Consider the following 22,849-nt stretch of genomic DNA (forward strand, 5'->3'; position numbering starts at 1 on the left):
ACGCCCGGTTACATTCCGAACCCGGAAGCTAAGCCTTTCAGCGCCGATGGTACTGCAGGGGGGACCCTGTGGGAGAGTAGGACGCCGCCGAACAATCATTGTGGAAAAGCCCCGTACCGGGAAAACCGGTACGGGGCTTTTCTGCGTTGTGGCACGTCCCGTTGTAGGCTGCGGCCGACCGCCCTTGACCCGCGCTCAGCGGGCAGGGAGCAGAGACTTTGGGAGTTGTCCGATGCTGCGAACCATGTTCAAGTCCAAGATCCACCGAGCCATCGTGACCCAGGCCGACCTGCACTACGTCGGGTCCGTCACCGTCGACGCCGACCTCATGGAAGCCGCCGACCTCCTGCCGGGCGAGCTCGTGCACATCGTGGACATCACCAACGGGGCCAGGCTGGAGACGTACGTCATCGAGGGCGAGCGCGGGTCGGGGGTCATCGGCATCAATGGGGCGGCCGCCCACCTCGTGCACCCCGGTGACCTCGTGATCCTCATCAGTTACGCCCAGATCGACGATCGCGAGGCGCGGAATTTCGTCCCCCGCATCGTGCACGTCGACGCCGGCAACCGGATCGTCCAGACCGGGGCCGACCTCGCCGAACCCGTGCCCGGAGCTGCCGACCAGAGGCGGAATCCGCAGGCTGCCGTCGTCGGCTGACGTGTGGACCGGGCAGGCGGGGGCAGCCGCATCGGGAGAGAGTGGGGTTGATCCGCACTTCGAGAAAGACTCCGATCCTCTGGAGGTCGATCAGGCATGACCCAGCCGCACCCCGATCCCGTACCGCCCGCGCCGACGCCTCCGCCGGGGCCGACCGGACCCGACCCGGGGCCGCTGCCCGGCCCCCTGCCGGGGCCCTCGCCCGTGCCGCCGACGCCGTCGCCGGACCCGGTCCCGCCGGGGCCACTGCCCGACCCCGTACCGCCGGGGCCCGGCCCCGACCCGGCTCCCGAGCCGTCGCCGGGTCCGATGAGCTGAGCACGGACTGAGAGGAAGGGGCCGGACGGGAGACGAACCCGTCCGGCCCCTTCCGGCGTATTCCGCGCCCTTCCTTCCCTGGCCCCCGGACTCTGCCTTTCCTGCCGCGCTCCGCCGAGGAAAACGGCTGGACCCCGCACGCCCGTCTTCGTAACCTGACGTCCGTGTCCAGTCCCGAGGCGTCAAGACTCTAGCCACCGGTCGTCCGGTGGCCTCGTCGCGCAGCAGTGCCGTCCGTACCGCCGCTCTCCCGCGCGCGGGCTCTCCGGCGACCCCTGCGCCATGCCTCCGGACCACCGGCGTCGACCAAGGCTGTGTCGAAACACGACGTCGTTGTGGGGTTCTGCTGTGCCGTTCGCTCTTCATCTGCTCGGGCTCGCCGTCTTCGCCCAGGGCACCTCTGAATTCATGCTGTCCGGGCTCGGCCCGGACATCGCCCGGGACCTGGGTGTGTCCCTGTCCGCCGCCGGGGCGCTCACCTCGGCGTTCGCCGTCGGAATGGTCGTCGGGGCGCCGGTGTGCGCCGCCCTGTCGATGCGCTGGGCGCGGCGGCCGGCGCTGTTGCTGTTCCTCGGGGTCTTCCTCGCCGTGCACGTGGCGGGCGCGCTCACGTCCAGCTTCGGGGTGCTCCTGGTCCTGCGGGTCCTCGGGGCGCTCGCGAACGCGGGGTTCCTCGCCGTCGCGCTGACGGCCGCCGCCGCGATGGTCGCGCCGCACGCCAAGGGGCGGGCCACCTCCGTGCTGCTCGGCGGGGTCACCCTGGCCTGCGTGGCAGGAGTGCCCGCCGGGGCGTGGCTGGGCCAACTCCTCGGCTGGCGGGCCGCGTTCTGGGCCGTCGCGCTGCTGTGCGTACCGGCTGTCGTCGGCATCCTGTACGCCGTTCCCGCGGACCGGGACACAACTGCCGTACGGGTCGGAGTGCGGCGGGAGGCCGGGGCGCTGCGCGGCGCGCGGCTCCGGCTGACGCTGCTGCTGGGCGCGCTCGTGAACGGGGCGACCTTCTGCACCTTCACCTACCTCGCGCCCCTGGTCACCCACGTCAGCGGTCTCGGCGAGGGGCGGGTGCCCGTGGTGCTCGCGCTCTTCGGGGCGGGGTCGTTCGCCGGGGTCGTGGTGGGCGGGCGCGTCGCCGACGTCCGGCCCGTGCCGTTGCTGGTCGGCGGGGGAGCGGTGCTCGCCGGCGGGTGGGCGCTGTTCGCGCTCGCCGCCGGGCAGCCGGTGGCGGCCCTCGTGCTCGTCTTCCTCCAGGGAGCGCTGTCGTTCGCGGTCGGCTCCACCCTCATCTCCCAGGTCCTGTACGCGGCCGAGGGCGCCCCGACCCTCGCCGGCGCCTTCGCCACCGCGGCGTTCAACGTCGGCGCGGCGTTCGGGCCGTGGGCCGGAGGACTCGCGCTCGCGGCAGGGTTCGGGTTCCGGGCGCCGCTGTGGGTGAGCGCGGCGCTGGTGGCGGCCGCGCTGGTCAGCGCGGGCGCGGGGCGCCGGGTGTGGCGGACGACGGCCGGACCGGAACCGGTCGCCGAGGTGGGCGGGAACGGTGGGAAAGGCGCGGGGAGGGACTGATTCCGTTTCAACTGGACACAGAGGTACGAGAGTTGCCGGTCTTGTCATGGTCCCTACGGAGCCCTTACTTTTGCGACTGCGATGTGTCGGCAGTGTGAGCGGAGGACGAGGGACATGGCCCCTACCGGACGTCATCGGCGGTATCAGCCCAGCCGTATCAACAGCGCCTCGCTTGCCGCGGCGGGGGGCGTGGGCATGGCGCTGCCGCTCATGGCCTCCGGCAGCGCCGGGGCGGCTCCGGTGGACGTGTGGGACAAGGTCGCCGCGTGCGAGTCGACCAACAACTGGAAGATCAACACCGGGAACGGCTACTACGGCGGATTACAGTTCCGGCAGGCCACCTGGAACGCCTACGGCGGCCAGGCCTACGCGCCGCGCGCCGACCTGGCGAGCAAGGGCGAGCAGATCGCCGTCGCCGAACGGGTGCTGAAGGGCCAGGGGCCGACCGCCTGGCCCGTGTGCTCGGTCAAGGCGGGGCTCGTACGCGGCGGTCCCGCACCGGACATCAGCGTCTCCCATGTGGAGGACAAGAGCCCGGCCAAGGACAAGAGCCCGCAGCAGGGCAAGGGCCCGCAGAAGGACAAGGCCAAGGACAGCACGCCCGACAGGGGCGAGGGGCAGAAGAAGACCGAGCCCCCCGCTGCCGAGCGTCCCGCGCCCCAACCCCCGGCCGGCCGGACCCCGCCGCCGAAGACCGACCCCGGGCCGACGCGTCCCGTCCCCGGCGGTCCGACGGCCGGTGCGTACACGGTGGCTCAGGGCGACACGCTGTCCCAGATCGCTGAGTCGGAGAAGGTCACCGGCGGCTGGCAGCGGCTCTACCAGGCCAACCGTCAGGTCATCGGCGGCGACCCCGACGTCATCCGCCCCGGGCAGCGCCTCCTCGTGCGCATCAGCGCTCCGTCCAAGCCTGCCCCCGCCCCGACGCCGCAGGGTGACACGGCACGCGGACCCGCCCCCGAGCGGGCGACCGGCGCCGACGGCCGGGGTGACCAGGCGCGGCAGGCAGCCGAGGCGAAGCGGCAGGCCGAGACGAAGCGGCTGGCCGAGGCCAGGAAGCAGGCCGAGGCGAAGAAGCAGGCGGCCGAGAAGGCCGAGAAGGAGAAAGCCGCAAAGGCCAAGGCCGAGAAGAAGAACCAGCCCACCCGGGCCGACCAGGCCTCCTCCCGCGCCGCCTCCTCCCGCAAGGGCGGGCTCAGCGCGCCCGTGGACGCCGGGGCCAGTACTCCCTACCGGGCGGCCGGCGGGTCCTGGTCGAAGGGGTACCACACCGGTGTCGACTTCCCGGTGCCCACCGGCACGACCGTCAAGGCCGTCGGGTCGGGCAGCGTGGTATCGGCCGGATACGCGGGTTCGTACGGCTACCAGGTGGTGCTCAAGCACCCGGACGGCAAGTACACCCAGTACGCGCACCTGTCCGCGCTCACCGTCCGCGAGGGCCAAAAGGTCGACGCCGGGCAGCGCATCGGGCGGTCCGGGTCGACCGGCAACAGCACCGGGCCCCACCTGCACTTCGAGGTGCGCACCGGTCCGGGCTTCGGATCGGACGTCGACCCCGTCGCGTACCTGAGAGCAGGTGGCGTCCGGGTGTGACGGACCGGCGGCCGCAGGGCCCGGTCCCGCGGCCACCGGACGTTTCGCCCATTGCCCGGGCGCGCCGGGGAGGAGCTCCACGGGGAGCTCCTCCCCTTCCGTCCGCGCCGTCGTCCCTCGCGCGGTCCGAGGCGAGCAGCAGGGGGCCCGCCGCCGGGAGCAGCACCGCTGCCCTGGCGAGGAGCGCGTCCCAGGCCCCGTAGCAGCACCGAACAGCGCCCCGGCCGCTGCCGTACGCCCCCCGAGCGCCGGAGCGGCACCCGGTCACGGATACGGTGACCGGGCAATCGGTTCCGGCGGGATGGAAGGGGGACCCGGTGGACTTCGCGGAGCTGGGTTCGGTGAACGGGTTCTTCGCGCTGCGCACGGGGGAGCCCGGCAGCGGTCACGTCCCGCTCTCCCGGGTGTACGCGGGGGACACCGGAGACGCGGCGCCCCTGGCACGGCGCGTCGACAAGGTCGCCGCCCGGCTCGACGCCCCCGAACGCCGGGTCGCCGCCTCGATAGCCCACCTCGGAATCGTCGCCCGGCTCTGGTCGGTCGCCCTCGGATCGGCCGCCCTCTACGACGAGGTGCCCGACCTCTCGGCGGACCGCCTGCACTGGGACGCCGACGGGCAGTCGCCCGACGACCTGCTGCTCACGGACGTACGGGCCCTGCCCGCCACCGCCGACACCCTGCGCGACGGCGTCCAGTACGGCCACCTGCTGCCGCTGGCGGAGGCCCTGCGCCGTGACGGCAACATCTCGCCGCAGCTCCTGTGGGGCAACGCGGGGTCGGCCCTCGCCGCCGCGGTCACCCAACTCAGGCGCTGGGCACGGGAGAAGGAGCGCCCGGAGGTCGCCAGGCGGGCCGCCGTGATCGCCCACGAGCTCTTCGCCCACCCCGACCTGAACTCCACCGGCTCCCTCAGGGCCGGGGCCTTCCGCCGCAACAGTTGCTGCCTGTACTACCGCTGCCCCGCCGGCGGGCTCTGCGGCGACTGTGTTTTCGACCGGGCCCCGCGGCGGTCTTCCCCGCAGCCCGGATCTGAGTGACCATCATGGGGTGAAGGTGGGGCTGGTCACGCGCGAGTATCCGCCGGACGTCTACGGAGGCGCCGGCGTCCATGTGGAGTTCCTGGCCAGGGAGTTGCGATCCCTGGTCGACCTCCAGGTGCACTGCTGGGGGAACACCGCGGAGGGCGGTGACGCTGCGGTGAGACGCCACCGGCCCGCGGCCGGGCTGCGGGACGCGAACGACGCGCTGCGCACCTTCTCCGTCGACCTCGCCATGACCGCCGCCCTCGAAGGCCGCGACCTCGTCCACTCGCACACCTGGTACGCGAACCTCGCCGGACACTTCGCCAAACTCCTGTACGGCATACCGCACGTGATGACCTGTCACTCCCTGGAGCCGCTGCGCCCCTGGAAGGCCGAGCAGCTCGGCGGCGGCTACGCGCTCTCCAGTTGGGCCGAGCGGACCGCAGTCGAGGCGGCGGACGCGGTCGTGGCGGTGTCCCGGGGCATGCGCGAGGACGTCCTCGCCTGCTACCCCGACCTCGATCCGGCCAAGGTCCGCGTCGTGCACAACGGCATCGACACCGACCTCTACCGACCCGTCCAGGACACGGACGTGCTGACGCGCGTCGGCATCGACCCCGCACGGCCCTACGTCCTGTTCGTCGGCCGCATCACCCGCCAGAAGGGCGTCCCGCACCTGCTGCGCGCCGCCCGCGCCCTGGACCCCGAAGCCCAGCTCGTCCTGTGTGCCGGAGCCCCGGACACCCCCGAGATCGGCGCCGAGTTCCGCGAACTCGTCGGGGAACTGGAGCGGGTGCGCGACGGGGTGTTCTGGATCCCGGAGATGCTGCCGCGCCCCGACGTCGTCCAGCTCCTCACCCACGCCGCCGTGTTCGTCTGCCCCTCGGTGTACGAACCGCTCGGCATCGTCAACCTGGAGGCCATGGCCTGCGGCACGGCCGTCGTGGCCTCCGCGGTCGGCGGCATCCCGGAGGTCGTCGACGACGGGCGCACGGGACTGCTCGTACCGTACGAGAAGAAGCGCGCGGCCCGGCACCCCGAGGAGTTCGAGAACGCCCTCACCGAGGCCCTGAACCGGGTGCTCGACGACCCGGAGGCCGCCGCGCGCATGGGAGCCGCAGGGAGGGTACGCGCAGTGAGTGAGTTCGGTTGGGACGCCGTGGCCCGGCAGACCGCCGAGATGTACGCGGAGTTGGTCAAGTGACCTTTGCTGGTTGACCCTTGGGGGCGGCGATGCGCGGTGGACCTTCGGTGCTCGGGATCGTGCTGGCGGGCGGGGAGGGCAAGCGGCTGATGCCGCTCACCACCGACCGGGCCAAACCGGCGGTGGTCTTCGGAGGGACGTACCGCCTCGTCGACTTCGTCCTGTCCAACCTCGTCAACGGCGACATCACGCGCAACTGCGTCCTCACGCAGTACAAGTCGCACTCGCTGGACCGGCACATCACCACCACCTGGCGGATGTCCAGCCTGCTCGGCAACTACGTCACCCCCGTCCCGGCCCAGCAACGCCTGGGCCCGCGTTGGTACTTGGGGAGCGCCGACGCGATCCTCCAGTCGCTCAACCTGGTGCACGACGAGCAGCCGGACTTCATCGCCGTCTTCGGCGCCGACCACGTCTACCGCATGGACCCCCGTCAGATGCTCGAGCAGCACGTCGAGAGCGGCGCGGGCGTGACCGTCGCCGGGATACGGGTGCCGCGCAAGGACGCCTCGGCGTTCGGGATCATCACCCCGGCCTCCGACGGGGCCCGCATCGAGCAGTTCCTGGAGAAGCCCACCGACCCGCCCGGCCTGCCCGGCGACCCGCGCCACGTCTTCGCCTCCATGGGCAACTACATCTTCACCACGAAGGTCCTGGTGGACGCCCTGCTGCGGGACGCGGAGGACGAGGACTCGGTGCACGACATGGGCGGCAGCATCCTGCCCCAGCTCACCGAGCGCGGCACCGCCCAGGTCTACGACTTCACCGACAACCACGTCCCCGGCGAGACCGCCCGCGACCACGGCTACTGGCGCGACGTCGGCACCCTCGACACGTACTACGACGCCCACATGGACCTCGTCGCCGAAGAGCCCGAGTTCAACCTCTACAACAAGCGCTGGCCCATCTACACCCACTTCGGGCAGCTGCCGCCCGCCCGCTTCCGCTCGGCGGGCATCGCCAGCGAGTCCATCGTCGGCCCCGGCTGCGTGATCAGCGGGCAGGTCACCGGATCGGTGCTCTCGCCGGGCGTCGTCGTCGAGCCGGGCGCGGTCGTCCAGGGCTCCGTCCTGCACGACAACGTACGCATCGGACGCGGAGCGGTGGTCAGGAACGCCATCCTCGACAAGAACGTCGACGTCCCGCCGGGAGCGACGATCGGCGTCAATCCGGAGCGTGACGCCGAGTTGTACACCGTGTCCCGGAACGGGGTGATCGCCCTGGGCAAGGGCCAACAGGTCCTGTGACACTGCGTGACCGCGCACCTCGTGGTTTGTCGCACTCGCCTCCGCCTCCGTACGATTCTCCTTTTGAGCACTCACCGCACGTGCGACATGTGCGGCAGGAACGAGAGACGGCAGCGGCGATGACGGTGACAGAGGACAAGCCCGGTCAGCCCGGTGAGTCCGGTGAGCCGGTCGAGTACGGCCCCGGCATCGACCCGGAGCGCATGGCCCTGGTCCTGAGCGTCCTCGCGGAGCTCGACGAGCTCGACGTGGACCACCCGGACGCCATCACGATCCGCCGCGCCACCGCGGGCGTCTACCGCACGGTCAAGCAGCGCCGCCGCCAGGAGCGCCGGGCCGCCAAGACCGCCAACGACAAGGCCGTCACCGAGGCGACCGCCACCGGCTCCGCCGAGCGCATCGACGACGAGACCGAGGGGCTGCTGCCGAAGTCGGCCACCGAGGAGGGCCGGATCGCTGGCGTACTCCAGCGGCCGCGCTCCTGCTACGTCTGCAAGACCCGCTACGTCGAGGTCGACTACTTCTACCACCAGCTCTGCCAGCCGTGCGCCGCCCTGAACCGGGCCAAGCGCGACGCCCGCGCCGACCTCACCGGCAAGCGCGCCCTGCTCACCGGCGGCCGCGCCAAGATCGGCATGTACATCGCGCTGCGGCTGCTGCGCGACGGCGCGCACACCACCATCACCACCCGCTTCCCCAAGGACGCCATCCGCCGCTTCAAGGCGATGGAGGACTCCGCGGACTGGATGCACCGCCTGGAGGTCGTCGGCATCGACCTGCGCGACCCCGCCCAGGCGGTCGAGCTGGCCGGACGGGTCACCGAGGCCGGTCCCCTCGACATCCTGATCAACAACGCCACGCAGACCGTCCGCCGCCTCCCTTCGGCGTACGCCGCCCTGGTCGACGGCGAGAACGCGCCGCTGCCCCCGGGCGAGCTGCCCGCCCACCAGGTGATCGGCGCGTTCAACTCCGGCGCCGTCGACGGCCTGGCCGCCCTGCCGCTCGGCGTGAGCGGCCTGGACGCCCAGCAGGTCGCCGAGCTGGCCCTGGTCGCGGGCAACGCCAGCATCGAGCGGCACCGCGACGGCAGCGCCATCGACGCGGGCGGTCTCGTCCCGGACGTCGTCGACACCAACACCTGGGTGCAGACCATCGAGCAGATCTCTCCGGTGGAGCTGCTCGAAACCCAGCTGTGCAACTACACCTCGCCGTTCATCCTGATCAGCCGGCTCCGGCCGGCGATGGCCGAGGCCGCGAAGAAGGCGCAGAGCGGCCGCGCCCACATCGTCAACGTCTCCGCCATGGAGGGCGTCTTCGGCCGCGGCTACAAGGGCGCGGGCCACCCCAACACGAACGCCGCCAAGGCCGCCATGAACATGGTGACCCGCACCAGCGCGCAGGAGATGTTCCAGACCGACGGCATCCTGATGACCTCCGTCGACACCGGCTGGATCACCGACGAGCGCCCGCACTTTGACAAGCTGCGGCTGGCCGAGGAGGGCTTCCACGCCCCCCTCGACCTGGTCGACGGCGCCGCCCGCGTGTACGACCCGGTCGTGCGCGGCGAGGCGGGCGAGGACCTCTACGGCGTCTTCCTCAAGGACTACGCGCCGGCGGGCTGGTAACCCACCGGCAGGCCAGGGCCCCCTTCCGCCGTCCGAGGACCAGGACGACGGAAGGGGGCCTTGTGCGTGCGGTCGCCCCTGTGCCGGGACGGACCGGAGGGGCATCCGTCCACCGGGGTGACGGCGGACAGTGAGCCCTCCGTCGGAGGCGTGGGCCGAAAGTCGACGGAATCCATCGAGCGCGGGGGCGCTCATATGGGTACTCTGTTCGTCACGGACGGAGCGACACCCTCGGCCCGTATCCGGGAAACGCCCACCACCACGGCGTCTCCCGCACGAGTGAGACCGGCGCCACCGCGACGGAAGAGCCCTTTCCCTCTTGCCCCTTTGGGCGAGTTCGGCGGTTTCGGCATGAGGACCGCGCGGACACGTCCGACGGGTTGCGCGACACAAAGGAGTGCGCGGTGACACCAAAGACGACTCACCAGGACCAGCGAAGGTCCGAACGGTCGACGAACCGGACCCCCAGGGCCGGAGCGGGCGGCCGGGCGGCCAAGCCGGAGAAGCTCGGCAACCTGGAAGTGTGGGCCAGGTCGGCACCGATCCGGCTCGCCGGGTACGAGGACGACCTCGCGGAGCCGCACATCCTGCCCGGCGTCGACTGACCGGCCCGGCACGACGGGCCGCGTCCCCACGGCCCCCCTGGCACCGGATGGGCCGGGCCCCCCGCCACAGGGCAGGGGGCCCGGCCCGTGGCCTGCGACATCACCAGCGGGAAGAACGCCCAGTCCTCGGGCGTGGCCCGCTACGTGCCGGTGGCCGGCTCCAGCACTCCCGCCCCCCGGCGACCAGAACCGGCCAAACCGCACGACCGCGCTCCGTGACTCGCTGCGCGGTACCGCGCCGGGCGCTGCCCGCACGTACGCGACCCGCAGCGGGGCGGACGGCCGCACCGCGGCGATCGTCCCGGTCACCCGGGCGCCCTTCGCTGAGCCCAGAGCGAATTCCCTGGTGCGGGCACCGAGGTGGGCACGAGGATGACGGTCATGTCTGCGACATCCAGCGGCAAAACCGCCTTTCACGATGTGTCCGCCTTCTTCTCCACCCCACGCGTGGGGGCCCTCGCCCTCTCGCCGGACGGCACCCGGCTCGTGGCCGCCGTGCAGTTCCGCAACGCGGAGGGCACCGGGTACGTCTCCGGGCTCTGGGACGTCGACCCGCAGGGCGTGCGGGAACCGCTGCGCCTGACCCGGTCCGTCAAGGGCGAGTCGGCCCCGGCGTTCGCCGCCGACGGCACCCTGCACTTCCTGTCCGGCCGGGAGGACACCGACGCGACCGCCGAGAAGGCGGACGGCGAGGACGGCGCGACGCTGTGGGCGCTGCCCGAGCGCGGCGAGGCCCGCAGGATCGCCCGCCACCCGGGCGGCATCGCCGGCTTCGCCCTCGCGGCCCGCGCCGACGCACTCGTCTACTCCGGCAGTCTGCTGCCCGGCGCGGCCGACGCCGAGGCGCACGCCAAGCTGACCAAGGACCGCGAGGACGCCAAGGTCACCGCGATCCTCTACGAGGGCGGACCCACCCGGTTCTGGGACCACGACCTGGGCCCCGGCGAACTCCACGCCTTCGTGCGCCCTCTCGCCGAGGACGCGGCACCCGTCGACGCGGGCGGGCAGGGCGCCGTGGACGAGGGCGGCGTCGCGCTGTCGCCGGACGGCAGCCGGGTCGCGTACGGCAGGTTCGTGAACGGCCGCGTCCCGAGCGAGAACCGGTCGTGCGTCGTCGTCGCGGACGCCGCGACCGGCGAGGAACTGCGTGTCGTGGACCGGCCCGGCTTCCAGTACGGCGGCGCCGTCTTCACGAACGACGGCACGGCCGTGGTGCTGGAGCGGGAACTCCAGGAGACGTACGAGACGCCGTACGACGTCACTCTCGTACGGGTGGACCTGGCGACCGGCGAGGAGACCGACCTGCTGCCCGGCTTCGACAACTGGCCGGGCGGCGTCCGCGTCTCGCCGGTCGAGGGCGACGGCACGCTGTGGTTCACCGCCGACGAGCTGGGCCGCCTCCCGGTCTTCCGGCGCGACGCGGACGGCACGGTCACCCGGCTGACGGCCTCCGGGGCGTACGGCTCGCTCCAGGTGTCCCCGGACGGGGCGACCCTGTACGCGCTGCGGACGAACCTCGACGAGGCGCCGGTCCCAGTACGGCTCGCGGCGGTCGGCGAGGACCAGAGCCCGGTCGCGCTGAAGGCCCCCGGCTCGCTGCCCGAACTGCCGGGCACGCTCACCGAGGTCGAGACCACGGGCGACGACGGCTTCCCGCTGCGGGCCTGGCTCGCGGTGCCGGAAGGCGCGTCTGCGGACACGCCCGCGCCCCTGTTGGTGTTCGTGCACGGCGGGCCGCAGGGGTCGTGGAACGCGTGGACGTGGCGCTGGAACCCGTGGGTGTTCGTGGCCCGCGGCTATGCGGTGCTGCTGCCGGACCCGGCGCTGTCGACCGGCTACGGACAGAAGATGCACGAGCGTGGCTGGGGCCAGTGGGGCGGGCAGCCCTACCGCGACCTGATGGCGCTCACCGACGCCACGGAGGCGCGCGAGGACATCGACGAGACGCGCACCGGGCTCGCGGGCGGCTCGTACGGCGGGTACATGGCGAACCGGGTGGCGACCAACACGGGCCGCTTCCGGGGGATCATGTCGCACGCCGGGATCTGGGACACGGCGGCCTTCCAGAGCGACTCCGACGCGTCGTGGTTCTTCCGCCGGATCTTCGGCCACTCGGAGACCCAGCCGCAGCGGCACGAGGCGAACTCGCCGGTGCTGGGGGCGGAGCGGATCACCACGCCGATGCTGGTGATCCACGGGGCACGGGACTACCGGGTGCCGGTGGGGCAGGGGATGGCCCTGTTCCAGGACCTCCAGCGGTTCGAGGTGCCGGCGAAGTTCCTGTACTTCCCGGACGAGAACCACTGGGTGCTCAAGCCGAACCACGCGGTGGTCTGGTACGAGACGGTGCTGAACTTCTTCGACGAGAAGGTGAAGGGCGAGGAGTGGGTGCGCCCCGCGCTGCTGTAGCGCAGGGGTGAACCGGGGCGTTTGCGTCCCGCCCGACCACCACGGCTCCCGCGCGCCCGGGTCGCTCCGGGGGGCCGTGGTGGTCGGGCCGGTGGAACCGCGCGAAGCGGCGTCAGCCGGCCAGGTGGTGTGCGGCAGTCCGCGCCCACGGCTTGAGCGACTCGATGCGCGCCGCCAGCGCGAGGAGCCGTTCCTCTCCGCCGGGCCGCGTCACCAACTGCACGGCGCAGGGCGCGGCCGTGCCGGGCAGGGTGCCCAGCGGGAGGGTGAGCGCGGGCCAGCCGGCCAGGTTCCAGGGCGGGGTGGTGGGTGCGTACGCCGTGTTGACCAGGACGTTGCGCAGCCAGCCGCGCTCGTGCCAGGGGGCGGCCTCGGGAGCGCGGCGGGCCAGCGCGGGCATCAGCAGGACGTCGTACTCCGTGAAGAACGGGGTGAGCCGTTCGCGCAGGCGCTCCCGGTGGTCGGTGCGCAGCAGCGGCGTACGGGCGAAGAGGCGTCCGGCGGCGGCGTGGCGGCGGGTGCGGGGCGCCAGCAGGCGCGGGTCCAGGCCCGCGGCGTCCTTGGCGGTGCCGCCGGTCCAGCGGGCCAGGGCGGTGATGGAGAGGGAGAGCGGGTAGGGCGGGTCGTCGTGGCGGACGGTGTGCCCCGCGTCGACCAGCAGACGGACGGCGGCGCGGACCGCGTCGGCGTACGGGCGGGTGACGGGGGTGCCGGCCAGGGGGCTGCGGGTGGAGGCGGCCAGGCGCAGGGAGGTGGTGTCGGGGAGGTCGGTGGCTCCGGTGGCCGCGGTGCCGGTGAGCCCGATGCCTTCTGCGCGCGTCCGCCCGGTGACCGCTGTGCCGGTGCGTCCGGTGGCCCCTGTGCCGATGGACCCGGTTGCCCTGTCGCCCGCGAGTACCGCGAACATCAGGCGGGCGTCCTCGGCGGTCGTGGCGAGCGGGCCGTTCTCGGACATGCCGTACCAGTCGCCGTCGCCGATCCCGGCGGGCACCCGCCCGAGACCCGGCTTGAGGCCGATCACCCCGCAGTTCGCGGCGGGTATGCGCAGCGAGCCCATGCCGTCGTTGCCGAGCGCGATCGGCACCATTCCGGCCGCGACGGCCGCCGCGCTGCCGCCGGACGAGCCGCCCGCCGTGCGGGTGAGGTCCCAGGGGTTGCGCGAGATGCCGTGCACGCCGTCCGTGGTGCCGAACACGCACAGCTCCGGGACGTGGGTGAGGCCGACGACGACCGCGCCCGCCGCGCGCAGCCGGGCCACCGTCTCGTGGTCCTCCCCGGCGGGCACGGGTGAGGTGGCCGCGGATCCGGTACGGGTCGACTCGCCCCGTACCGGGAGGTTGTCCTTGATCGCGACCGGCACCCCGGCCAACGGCAGCCGGTCCAGGTCGGGGCGGTCGAGGAGGGCGTCCGCCTCGGCGAGCGCCCGTGCGGTGCGCACGAAGCGGAACGCGCCCACCCGGGCGTCCAGGGCCTCGATGCGGGCGAGCGACGCGGCGACCGCCTCGCGCGGAGCGAGCCGCTTCCCGCGGACGGCGGCGGCGATCTCGGATGCGGTGCCCAGGGGCGGAAGGACGGCGGCGGAAGCGGAGGCGTCAGTCATGCGGGCCACTGTGCCCGGCGGGGGCGCGGGCGTCGAGAGCCGACAGGTGCGCGGGCGGCGGGGCGGGCTCCGTCCACTTGCGAGGGGCCCGGAAGTGCGGCAGACATAGAGGGAGATAAGTGAGTAATCGTACGTTCCGCGCAGGGGTGCGAACGGACGAACGGGCTGGGCGAGGAAGAGGACGGGAGAGCCGCGTGCACTCATCCAGGCGTCGCCGCACCGTGGTGACAGCGGTGTCGGCCGTGCCCCCGGCACTGCCGGCGGCCCGGTGCGGAAGCGGCGACTCCGGCCCCGGTGACGCCACGGAAGCCGACGGCCACGGCGTACTGCTTCAGCCGGTTGCCGCACCCGGACCCGATCCGTTCACGCGGTCGACCGCGAAGGCGACCGCACCGCTGCCCACCACGGACGATCCCGCCCCCACGCACACGGAGAGCGCCTCCCCGTCCGCGCGCGGCGTCCGGCGGGTTTCCGGCAGGACGCCCGGGCTCCACGGCGGCGCCCGGCCGGTCTCCACCTGCGACGCCGAGCAGCGGATCCACCGCCTGACCGGGCCCGGCGCCGATCCGGCGAAGGCGCGGGCGTTCGCCGGGGCCGGTCGCGTCGGCGCCGACGCCGTCCCCCGCTTCCCGCGGGGTCCGGCCCCGGTCGTGCCGCGCGCCGACACCCCGGCGGCACCCGGCTTCCGCACGTCCGGCACCCCCGCGAACCCTCGCTCGGAAACCACCGGCGACAGCGGCCCGCCCGTCGCGCCGCCCCCCGCCCCCCGCCCCGCCCGCACCCCGCGCGCGTCCGTGCCCTCCGGCTGCCCCGTGCCCGGCGACCACCCGGCGCTCCGGCCGCCGTCGGCCCCCGGCACCGCCCCGGAGCGGGACACCGGGACCGAGTCCGGACCGGACGGTGGCTGACCGCTCGCCCGACCGGCGGACCGACCCGCCCGCGGAGCGCGGCCCGGGCGGGCCGTCCGGCCCCGCGCCGACGGGGGACGAACCGCGTTCCGACCGGCCCGTCCCCGCCGGGGCCGCCCTCGCCCTCAACCACATGGGCATCTTCGACTGGGACCTCGACCAGTCCCACCTGGACCTCGACGACTCCGCCCTCGCGGTCTTCGACCTGCGCCCGGGCGAGTTCGACGGCACCCCGTCGGCCCTGTTCGCCACCGTCGCAGCGGGCGAGAGCGAGCGCATGGACGCCGTGGTCTCGCAGGCCCTGAAGAGCGGCGCCCCGTCGTACGGTGCGTACTTCCGGGTCCGGCTGCGCGACGGCTCGCTCCGCTGGGGGCACACCCAGGGGGTGATCCGCCGGGACGCCGACGGCCGCCCGTACCGGATCATCGGCGTCGTGCGCGACGCCACCCGCGAGCTCGACGAGTTCGCCGCCCGCACCGAGCGGGACACCGGCCGGCACGGCGGCACCGGAGTGGTCGCCGAGACCACGGCGGCGCTCGCGCACGCCCGCAGCGTCCGCGACGTGATCGACGTGCTCAAGGACGCCCACGAGCTGGGCAGGTTCCAGTCGTCGTCGCTGGTCATGGGGCTCGTCGAGGCGGGCCGCATCCGGCTGGTCGCCGAAGGGCCGGAATACATGCCCGGCACCCGCTACACCCGCATCGACGACCCCGCGTACCCGATGGGCGACGTGGTGCGCAGCCTGGCGCCCCGCTTCATCGAGTCGGGCGAGGCCTTCGCCGCCGCCTACCCCCGGCTGTGGGAGCACGTCTCGAAGTTCGGGGTGAGCTCGGCCGCCTACCTCCCGCTGATCGCGCAGGCCCGCCCCGTCGGCGCGCTCGGGCTGCTCTACAGCGGCAAGTGCGGCTTCAGCGCCGACGAGCGGAACCTGCTGATCGCCCTCGGCTCCAGCGTCGCGCAGAGCCTGAAACGCGCCATGCTGTACGAGCAGGAGAAGGACCTCGCCGAGAACCTCCAGCAGGCCATGCTGCCCCGGCGGGTGCCCTCCGTCCCCGGTGCGAACATCGCCGTCCGCTACCGTTCGGCCCGTGACGGGCAGGACGTCGGCGGCGACTGGTACGACGTCATCCCGCTGCCCGGCGGCCGGGTCGGCGCGGTCATCGGCGACGTGCAGGGGCACGACACCCACGCCGCCGCCGTCATGGGCCAACTGCGCATCGTGCTGCGGGCGTACGCCACCGAGGGGCACACCCCCGCCACCGTGATGGCCCGCGCCTCCGGGTTCCTGCACGAACTCGACACCGACCGCTTCGCCACCTGCACGTACGCCGAGATCGACCTCAGCACCGGCGTCGTCCAACTGGTCCGCGCCGGCCACATGGACCCGCTGCTGCGCCTCGCCGACGGGTCCTGCCGCCGCGTCCCCGTCCTGGGCGGGCTGCCGCTGGGGCTCTCCGCCGAGTTCGGCCAGCTCGAATACCCCGTCAGCACACGGGAGCTGGACCCGGGGCAGACGCTGATCCTCTACACGGACGGGCTTGTGGAGCAGCCCGGGTCGGACCTCGACGACGGGCTCCAGGCCCTCGCCGACCTCGTCCATGACGGCCCCCGCGACCTCCAGCACCTCGCCGACCGGCTCTGCGCGTCCGTCGAGGAACGCGACGGCGGAGACGACGTCGCCCTGCTCCTGCTGCGCCGCCGTACCTCCGACGCGCCCCGCGGAGGCGGCCGCCTCCAGCAGCACGTCGCCGTGGGCGACCCCGAGTCGCTGGCCTCCGCCCGGCACCTGATCCGGGCCGCCGTGCGCGCCTGGGGCGCCGAGAGCGTCGGCGACGAGGTCGAACTGGCCGCCGACGAGCTGATGGTGAACGCCCTCATGCACACCGAGGGCGGCGCTCTCCTCACCGTACGGATCCTCGACGCCCCCGAGCGCAGGCTGCGCGTCGAGGTCGCCGACGGCTCCAGCGCGCTGCCGCGCCGCCGGGAGGCGGGCGACGCGGCGGTGTCCGGACGCGGACTGCTGCTCGTGGACCGGCTCGCGGACGTGTGGGGCGTGGAGCCCAGGGGCGAGGGCAAGGCGCTGTGGTGCGAGTTCATCGTGCCCGCGCGCGGCGGACAGCGCGGGGGAGCGCGGGGCGGACCGGCCTGAGGGCTCCGGGCGGGCGGTGACGGTCCGCGTACGGGGGTGCTTGGCCGCGGTGTGCGAGGGCGCTCGACTGCGGGAGCCGCAGCGCCTGGACCGGAGGCTTCGCCGCACCCGGGCCGCGGGCGCCGCGGGCCATGGGCGCTGCGGGCTCCGCCGTGCCCGGACCGCGGGCTCCGTGGTCCTCCGACGGCCTGCCCGCCGTGCGCGCCGCCGCCCGCAGTGGGCCGAGGCGGCCACCCCGTACCGTGCCGCCAGGCCGACCCGTAACGTGTCCCCATGCTCCGCGCCCTCGCCGTCGACGACGAAAAGCCCGCCCTGGAGGAACTCCTCTACCTCCTGCGCGCCGACCCCCGCATCACCAGCGCCGAGGGCGCCACCGACGCCACCGAGGCCCTCCTGCGGATCAACCGGGCCCTGGACGCCGGGCCCGACGGCGCCGACGCCATCGACGTCGTCTTCCTCGACATCCACATGGCCGGGCTGACCGGCCTCGACGTGGCCCGCCTCCTCGCGGGCTTCGCCCGGCCGCCGCTCATCGTGTTCGTCACCGCCCACGAGGGCTTCGCCGTCCAGGCCTTCGACCTCAAGGCCGTCGACTACGTGCTCAAACCCGTGCGCCGCGAGCGTCTCGCCGAAGCCGTGCGCCGTGCCGCCGCCGGAGTGTCCAGCGCGCCCGCGCCCCGCCCTCCCACGGAAGCACCCGCCCCGCAGGACCAGATCCCCGTCGAACTCGGCGGCGTCACCCGCTTCGTGCCCATCGCCGACATCGCCTACGTCGAGGCCCACGGCGACTACGCCCGCCTGCACACCACCACCCCCGCCGGCCCCGGCACCGGCCACCTCGTCCGCATCCCCCTCTCCACCCTGGAGGAGCGCTGGGCGTCCCGCGGCTTCGTCCGCATACACCGGCGCCACCTCGTCGCCCTCCACCGCATCGAGGAACTGCGCCTCGACTCCGGCACCACCACCGTCCGCGTCGCCGACGCCGAACTCGTCGTCAGCCGCCGGCACGCCCGCGAACTGCGCGACCTGCTGACGCGCCGCGCCGGGGGCGGCCGGTGACACACCGGCCCGGCGGACCGCCCGGCGCGTGCCCCGCACCGTTCACCGACGCAGTGCCACCGCAGAACGAACCACCCTCCGCGCCCCGTCCCCGCGCACCTACCCTGACCCTCGACCACAGGGTGAGGGAGCCGGATGTCCGAAGGCGAAATGTCCGAAGTCGACGCGCTGCTCGCGGAACTGCGCGCCCTGCCCGCGATCCGCCCCCGCGCCCCGGACGAACTCGACGCCCTCCTCCGCCACGTCAAGCGCGCCGCCGCCCGCTGGGCCGACGTCCTCTACGAGGTCCAGGAGTCCGCCCAGCCGTACGCCGCCCCGCGCACCGCGGCCGCCCTGGAAGTCGCCTTCCGGCGCGCGGAGGAGTCGTACGTGGAACTGGAGATCGCCCTCGACGATTCCGGTCGCTCCTGAGCCCCGGGCCGTTCCCGGCGCCCCTCCGGCCGTTCCTGACCCCCCGGTCCTGCGCCGAGCCCCCGGCTCCCCGGCTTCCCGGCCCCTCGGCCTACCCCTGACCGGCGCCTCTGCGTAGACTCCAGCAGCCCCCGGACCGCCGCCGACCCCCGGAGCCCGCTCCCATGCCCGCAGCCCCGCGCCCCCGCCGCGAGACCGTGACCGGCGTGCCCCGGGCAGCCAGGAAGCCCGGCGGCCGGGCCCCGGGACACGCGCCCGCCCGCTCCGAGATCAGCGAGCAGACACCGCTGGGCGCCACCTACGTCCGCTCCCTGATGCGCAGTCAGCTCCGCACCGCCCTCCTCGGCCTCGGCGCGCTCGCCCTGCTGGTCGGCACGCTGCCCCTGCTGCTCCAGCTCCCGCGCGTCCTCACCGGCACGCCCCTCGCGCCAGGACCCCACCTGTGGGTGGTGCTCGGCGTCGTCGTCTACCCGGTGATGTGGCTGATCGCCCGCTGGTACGTCCGCCGGGCCGAGCGCAACGAACGGGACTTCCGCGGCCTCGTGGAAGGCCGCTGACCCACCCCTCATGAACCACGCGTACGCCGTCACGGCCGTCACCGTCGTCGTCCTGGCCACCCTCCTCATAGGCGCCCTCGGACTGCGCATATCCCGCACCACCTCCGACTTCTACGTCGCCTCGCGCACCGTGGGCCCCCGCCTCAACGCCGCCGCGATCAGCGGCGAGTACCTCTCCGCCGCCTCCTTCCTCGGCATCGCGGGCCTGGTCCTCCTCCAGGGCCCCGAAATGCTCTGGTACCCGGTCGGCTACACCGCCGGATACCTGGTGCTGCTCCTGCTGGTCGCCGCCCCGCTGCGCCGATCCGGTGCGTACACCCTCTCCGACTTCGCCGAAGCCCGCCTGGAATCACCGCAGGTGAGAAGGCTGGCGAGCCTCTTCGTGGTGGGGATCGGCTGGTTGTACCTGCTGCCCCAGCTCCAGGGCGCGGGGCTCACCCTGGAGATCCTCACCGGCGCGCCCGGGTGGGTCGGCGGGCTCGTCGTCGCTGTCGTCGTGACGGGTGCGGTCGCCGCCGGGGGCATGCGCAGCATCACCTTCGTGCAGGCCTTCCAGTACTGGCTGAAACTGACCGCGCTGCTGGTGCCCGCCCTGTTCCTGGCCGGGGCCTGGTTCGGCGACGACACCCCGCGGGCCCGCTTCGACGCCCCCGCCACCTTCCGCGAGCACACGTCGGTGCGTTTCCAGGAGACCGTACGCATCGAACTCGACCGGCCGCTCACGCTCACCGTGTCGGGCACCGTCGACGACCGCCCGTACGACGACGCCGGCGTCACCCTCGACCAGGGCCCGCACCGCGTCTCCTCCGGCACCACCCTGCGCTTCCCCGCCGGGGCCGAGGTCCCCGAACAGCGCGACACCCGGGCCGCCGGCGCCGCCGTCTGGTCCGAGCCCCTCGCCGACAGCCGCGAGGAACACCCGCTCTACGCCACCTACGGGCTCATCCTCGCCACCTTCCTCGGCACCATGGGCCTGCCGCACGTCGCCGTCCGCTTCTACACCAGCCCGAACGGCACCGCCGCCCGCCGCACCACCCTCGTCGTCCTCGCCCTGATCGGCGCGTTCTACCTGCTGCCGCCGGTGTACGGGGTCCTGGGGAGGATCTACGCCCCCGAGCTCGCCCTGACCGGGGACGCCGACGCCGCCGTGCTCGTCCTGCCGGAACGGCTCATCGGGGGTGTGGGGGGCGACCTGCTGGGGGCGCTGCTCGCGGGCGGGGCGTTCGCCGCGTTCCTCTCCACCGCGTCCGGGCTGGCGATGTCGGTGGCGGGGGTGCTCACCCAGGACGTGCTGCCCGCGCGCGGGGTGCGGTACTTCCGGCTGGCGACGGTGCTGGCCATGGCGGTGCCGCTGGGGCTGGGAGCGGTGACGGCGGACGTGCCGGTGGCGGACGCGGTGGGGCTGGCGTTCGCGGTGTCGGCGTCGTCGTTCTGCCCGCTGCTGGTGCTGGGCATCTGGTGGCGGGGGCTCACCCCGCCGGGGGCGGCGGCGGGGCTGGTGACCGGGGGCGGGGCGGCGCTCACCGCGGTCATGGCGACCCGCGCGGGCATCCCGGCCTCCGGCTGGTCGCACTCCCTGCTCGCCTGGCCCGCGGTGTGGTCCGTCCCGCTGGGCTTCCTGACCATGGTGCTGGTGTCCCTCGCCACACGCAGCCGCGTCCCGGCGGGCACGGCCGCGATCCTGGCCCGGCTGCACCTGCCGGAAGAGCTGACCACCAAACCGACCGGAACCGGTGCTCCGGAGGCGGAGCGGTGACCAGGGGCGAGAGCACTGCTCGCGTTGTGGGGCGCGGCTCGCCGGGCGGGACGCCGCTCGCGACGCGGGCCCCGGCCCGCGGGTCGGTTCGGTGCTCGCGGGCCCTTCTGCTGCTCACGTGCTGGTCCGCCGCTCACCGACCGGAGCGGCGCTCACGGGCCGGAGCGGTGCTCGCCGCCCGGAGCAGTGCTCATGCAGCAGAGCATCGCTCACGGACCAGAGCAGCGCTCACAGAGCAGGCCGCCGTTCACCCCCCAGAACACCGCACCCGGAGAGCAGCGCAGTGACCACCATCGAGATCGCCGCTCTCGCCGCGGCCGGAGCGCTGCTCCTCGCCGTGGGCACCGCGCTCGGCCGGCTCTCCGCCCGGCGCGCCGAGAAGAACCTCGACCTCGGCACCCCCGTCGAGCGCGCCACCTTCCTCACCCTGCACACCGCGTCCCTCGCCGCGCCCCCGCTGCGCGCCGGACTCACCGAGGACACCGCCCGCAAGGCCGCCCGCCGGCTGCGCTCCCTCCTCGGCACCGAGACCCTGTGCCTCACCGACCGCACCACCGTCCTGGCCTGGGACGGCCCCGGCGCCGCGCACCACCAGGAGAAGGTGATGCTCAAGGTCGCCGAGATGCTCGACTCCGGCCGCAGCACCTGCGTCCACACCGCCTGCGACGACCCCTCCTGCCCCCTCCGGTGGGCCGTCATCGCCCCCCTCACCGGCGAGGACGGCGTGCTGGGTGCGCTGGTCGCCTACGGCTCGCGGGAGTCCGCCGTTCTGGTGCGGGCCGCCACCGAGGTCGCCCGCTGGGTCTCCGTACAGCTGGAGCTGGCCGAGCTGGACCGCTCCCGCACCCGGATCGTCGAGGCGGAGATACGCGCGCTGCGTGCGCAGATCTCCCCGCACTTCATCTTCAACTCCCTGGCCGCCATCGCCTCGTTCGTCCGCACCGACCCCGAGCGGGCCCGCGAACTGCTTCTGGAGTTCGCCGACTTCACCCGCTACTCCTTCCGCAGGCACGGCGACTTCACCCAGCTCGCCGACGAACTCCGCTGCATCGAGCAGTACCTGGCGCTCGCCGGGGCCCGCTTCGGCGAGCGCCTCGAGGTCACCCTCCAGATCGCTCCCGAGGTGCTGCCCGTCGCCCTGCCCTTCCTCTGCCTCCAGCCCCTCGTGGAGAACGCCGTCAAGCACGGCCTGGAGGACTCCCGCGAGGACTGCCGGATCACCCTCGCCGCCCGGGACGCGGGCGCGGAGGCGATCGTCACCATCGAGGACGACGGCGTCGGCATGGACCCCGCCCGGCTCCGCCGCATCCTCGCCGGACAGGAGCCCGCCACCGCGGGCATCGGCCTGTCCAACGTGGACGAGCGGCTGCGCCAGGTCTACGGCGACGACTACGGCATCGTCGTCGAGACGGCCGTCGGCGCGGGCATGAAGATCACGGTCCGCATCCCCAAGTACCGTGCCGGTGTGCACAGTTCACCCCGGCCCGACCACTGACGCGGACGTGGCGGACCTTCTCGGCGGGCCTCCTCAGAAGAGGTGCACCGAGAGGTGCCCCAGCGGCAGCCCGAGCTGCCAGGCGGGCAGCCACACCCGCGCGTTCTCGTCCACCGGGTCCGCGCGTTCCGCCGGGCCGGGTCCGGGGCCGTCACCGTTCCCGCAGGCCAGGGGGGATTCGCCGCGGGTCGCGGGGCCGGGCTCGACGCCCGTGCCGGCCAGGTCCGTGGCGAGGAGCTCCGTGGACTCCAGCCACCGCCAGGACGCCGTGGCCAGTTCCAGGTCCGGGCCGCCGTCACCCCGCTCGGCGCGGGCCGCGAAGCACTCCCGTACCCACTGCTCCCACGGGTGGCCGTACGCGGTGAGCGACAGCCATTCGTCGAGCTGGGAGATCACCCCGACCCCGGACAGCTCGTCCGTGGAGTCCGACAGGTACACGGTCAGCGCGAGCGCCTCGCGCCCCGCGCGGAACTCCAGCGTGCCGGGCGGGATCAACTGCCCGGTGCGCAGCAGCTCGTCGGCGATGTACTCGGCGTACAGCCATGCCATGGGTACGGCGAGGCCGCTTCCGCCGGTGCCATTGGCGCTCTCGGGCAGCACAGCATTCCACCTTCTCCAGTCGTGCTTACGGTGTCCGGGGCTCCGGACGGGGGCCCCGGCGAAGAGCTTTCAC

18 protein-coding genes and 1 rRNA gene are annotated in these 22,849 nt (G+C 73.7%); 17 read left to right on the plus strand and 2 right to left on the minus strand.

Annotated features, from left to right (window positions below; genetic code table 11):
- The 10 genes from rrf to ACIP93_RS23395 all read left to right on the plus strand — a co-directional run.
- Positions 1-93: ribosomal RNA gene (rrf, locus tag ACIP93_RS23350) — 5S ribosomal RNA — on the plus strand; the annotation flags it as partial.
- Between the two features lie 139 nt (positions 94-232).
- A complete protein-coding gene (gene panD, locus ACIP93_RS23355; protein ID WP_401761418.1) occupies positions 233-658 on the plus strand; it encodes an aspartate 1-decarboxylase in 426 nt (141 codons plus the stop codon).
- A 666-nt stretch (positions 659-1,324) separates the two neighbouring features.
- Positions 1,325-2,536, plus strand: coding sequence for a Cmx/CmrA family chloramphenicol efflux MFS transporter (locus ACIP93_RS23360; RefSeq protein ID WP_401761420.1), 1,212 nt, complete (start codon positions 1,325-1,327; stop codon positions 2,534-2,536).
- Between the two features lie 114 nt (positions 2,537-2,650).
- Positions 2,651-4,129: a transglycosylase family protein gene (locus ACIP93_RS23365; RefSeq protein WP_401761422.1), complete on the plus strand. Its 1,479-nt coding sequence runs from the start codon at positions 2,651-2,653 to the stop codon at positions 4,127-4,129.
- Between the two features lie 317 nt (positions 4,130-4,446).
- Entirely contained in the window at positions 4,447-5,166 is a 720-nt protein-coding gene (locus tag ACIP93_RS23370) for a (2Fe-2S)-binding protein (protein ID WP_401761424.1), read from the plus strand.
- Between the two features lie 10 nt (positions 5,167-5,176).
- Entirely contained in the window at positions 5,177-6,355 is a 1,179-nt protein-coding gene (gene glgA / locus ACIP93_RS23375) for a glycogen synthase (protein WP_401761425.1), read from the plus strand.
- Positions 6,356-6,384: 29 nt separating this feature from the next.
- The gene (gene glgC, locus ACIP93_RS23380) at positions 6,385-7,602 is read left to right on the plus strand and encodes a glucose-1-phosphate adenylyltransferase (RefSeq protein ID WP_401761427.1); all 1,218 of its coding nucleotides are present in this window, start codon (positions 6,385-6,387) and stop codon (positions 7,600-7,602) included.
- A 119-nt stretch (positions 7,603-7,721) separates the two neighbouring features.
- Positions 7,722-9,227: an SDR family NAD(P)-dependent oxidoreductase gene (locus ACIP93_RS23385; RefSeq protein ID WP_401761428.1), complete on the plus strand. Its 1,506-nt coding sequence runs from the start codon at positions 7,722-7,724 to the stop codon at positions 9,225-9,227.
- A gap of 404 nt (positions 9,228-9,631) precedes the next feature.
- Positions 9,632-9,832 carry a hypothetical protein gene (locus tag ACIP93_RS23390; RefSeq protein WP_401761429.1) on the plus strand — a complete coding sequence of 67 codons (201 nt, stop codon included), beginning with the start codon at positions 9,632-9,634 and terminating at the stop codon, positions 9,830-9,832.
- A gap of 381 nt (positions 9,833-10,213) precedes the next feature.
- On the plus strand, positions 10,214-12,241 hold the full coding sequence (locus tag ACIP93_RS23395) for a S9 family peptidase (protein WP_401761430.1): 2,028 nt from the start codon (positions 10,214-10,216) through the stop codon (positions 12,239-12,241).
- Positions 12,242-12,353: 112 nt separating this feature from the next.
- On the opposite strand, the gene ACIP93_RS23400 is transcribed toward ACIP93_RS23395, so the two are convergent.
- Positions 12,354-13,841 carry an amidase gene (locus tag ACIP93_RS23400; protein WP_401761431.1) on the minus strand — a complete coding sequence of 496 codons (1,488 nt, stop codon included), beginning with the start codon at positions 13,839-13,841 and terminating at the stop codon, positions 12,354-12,356.
- A 194-nt stretch (positions 13,842-14,035) separates the two neighbouring features.
- Between ACIP93_RS23400 and ACIP93_RS23405 the strand changes: the two genes are divergently transcribed.
- The 7 genes from ACIP93_RS23405 (at position 14,036) to ACIP93_RS23435 (ending at position 22,176) form a co-directional block, all read left to right on the plus strand.
- On the plus strand, positions 14,036-14,749 hold the full coding sequence (locus ACIP93_RS23405) for a DUF6777 domain-containing protein (RefSeq protein ID WP_401761432.1): 714 nt from the start codon (positions 14,036-14,038) through the stop codon (positions 14,747-14,749).
- Positions 14,750-14,882: 133 nt separating this feature from the next.
- On the plus strand, positions 14,883-16,898 hold the full coding sequence (locus ACIP93_RS23410; protein WP_401761729.1) for a SpoIIE family protein phosphatase: 2,016 nt from the start codon (positions 14,883-14,885) through the stop codon (positions 16,896-16,898).
- Positions 16,899-17,171: 273 nt separating this feature from the next.
- Positions 17,172-17,957 carry a LytTR family DNA-binding domain-containing protein gene (locus ACIP93_RS23415; protein ID WP_345225814.1) on the plus strand — a complete coding sequence of 262 codons (786 nt, stop codon included), beginning with the start codon at positions 17,172-17,174 and terminating at the stop codon, positions 17,955-17,957.
- Positions 17,958-18,092: 135 nt separating this feature from the next.
- Positions 18,093-18,368, plus strand: coding sequence for a hypothetical protein (locus tag ACIP93_RS23420; protein WP_345225816.1), 276 nt, complete (start codon positions 18,093-18,095; stop codon positions 18,366-18,368).
- A gap of 164 nt (positions 18,369-18,532) precedes the next feature.
- Positions 18,533-18,925, plus strand: a complete 393-nt coding sequence (locus ACIP93_RS23425) for a hypothetical protein (protein WP_345225818.1) — start codon at positions 18,533-18,535, stop codon at positions 18,923-18,925.
- Positions 18,926-18,935: 10 nt separating this feature from the next.
- The gene (locus ACIP93_RS23430) at positions 18,936-20,681 is read left to right on the plus strand and encodes a cation acetate symporter (RefSeq protein ID WP_401761433.1); all 1,746 of its coding nucleotides are present in this window, start codon (positions 18,936-18,938) and stop codon (positions 20,679-20,681) included.
- A gap of 283 nt (positions 20,682-20,964) precedes the next feature.
- Positions 20,965-22,176, plus strand: coding sequence for a sensor histidine kinase (locus ACIP93_RS23435; protein WP_380837505.1), 1,212 nt, complete (start codon positions 20,965-20,967; stop codon positions 22,174-22,176).
- A 33-nt stretch (positions 22,177-22,209) separates the two neighbouring features.
- On the opposite strand, the gene ACIP93_RS23440 is transcribed toward ACIP93_RS23435, so the two are convergent.
- Positions 22,210-22,725: a hypothetical protein gene (locus ACIP93_RS23440; protein WP_401761730.1), complete on the minus strand. Its 516-nt coding sequence runs from the start codon at positions 22,723-22,725 to the stop codon at positions 22,210-22,212.
- Positions 22,726-22,849 lie beyond the last annotated feature (124 nt).

Source organism: Streptomyces sp. NPDC088745, from assembly GCF_044751045.1.
Lineage (GTDB): Bacteria > Actinomycetota > Actinomycetes > Streptomycetales > Streptomycetaceae > Streptomyces > Streptomyces cremeus.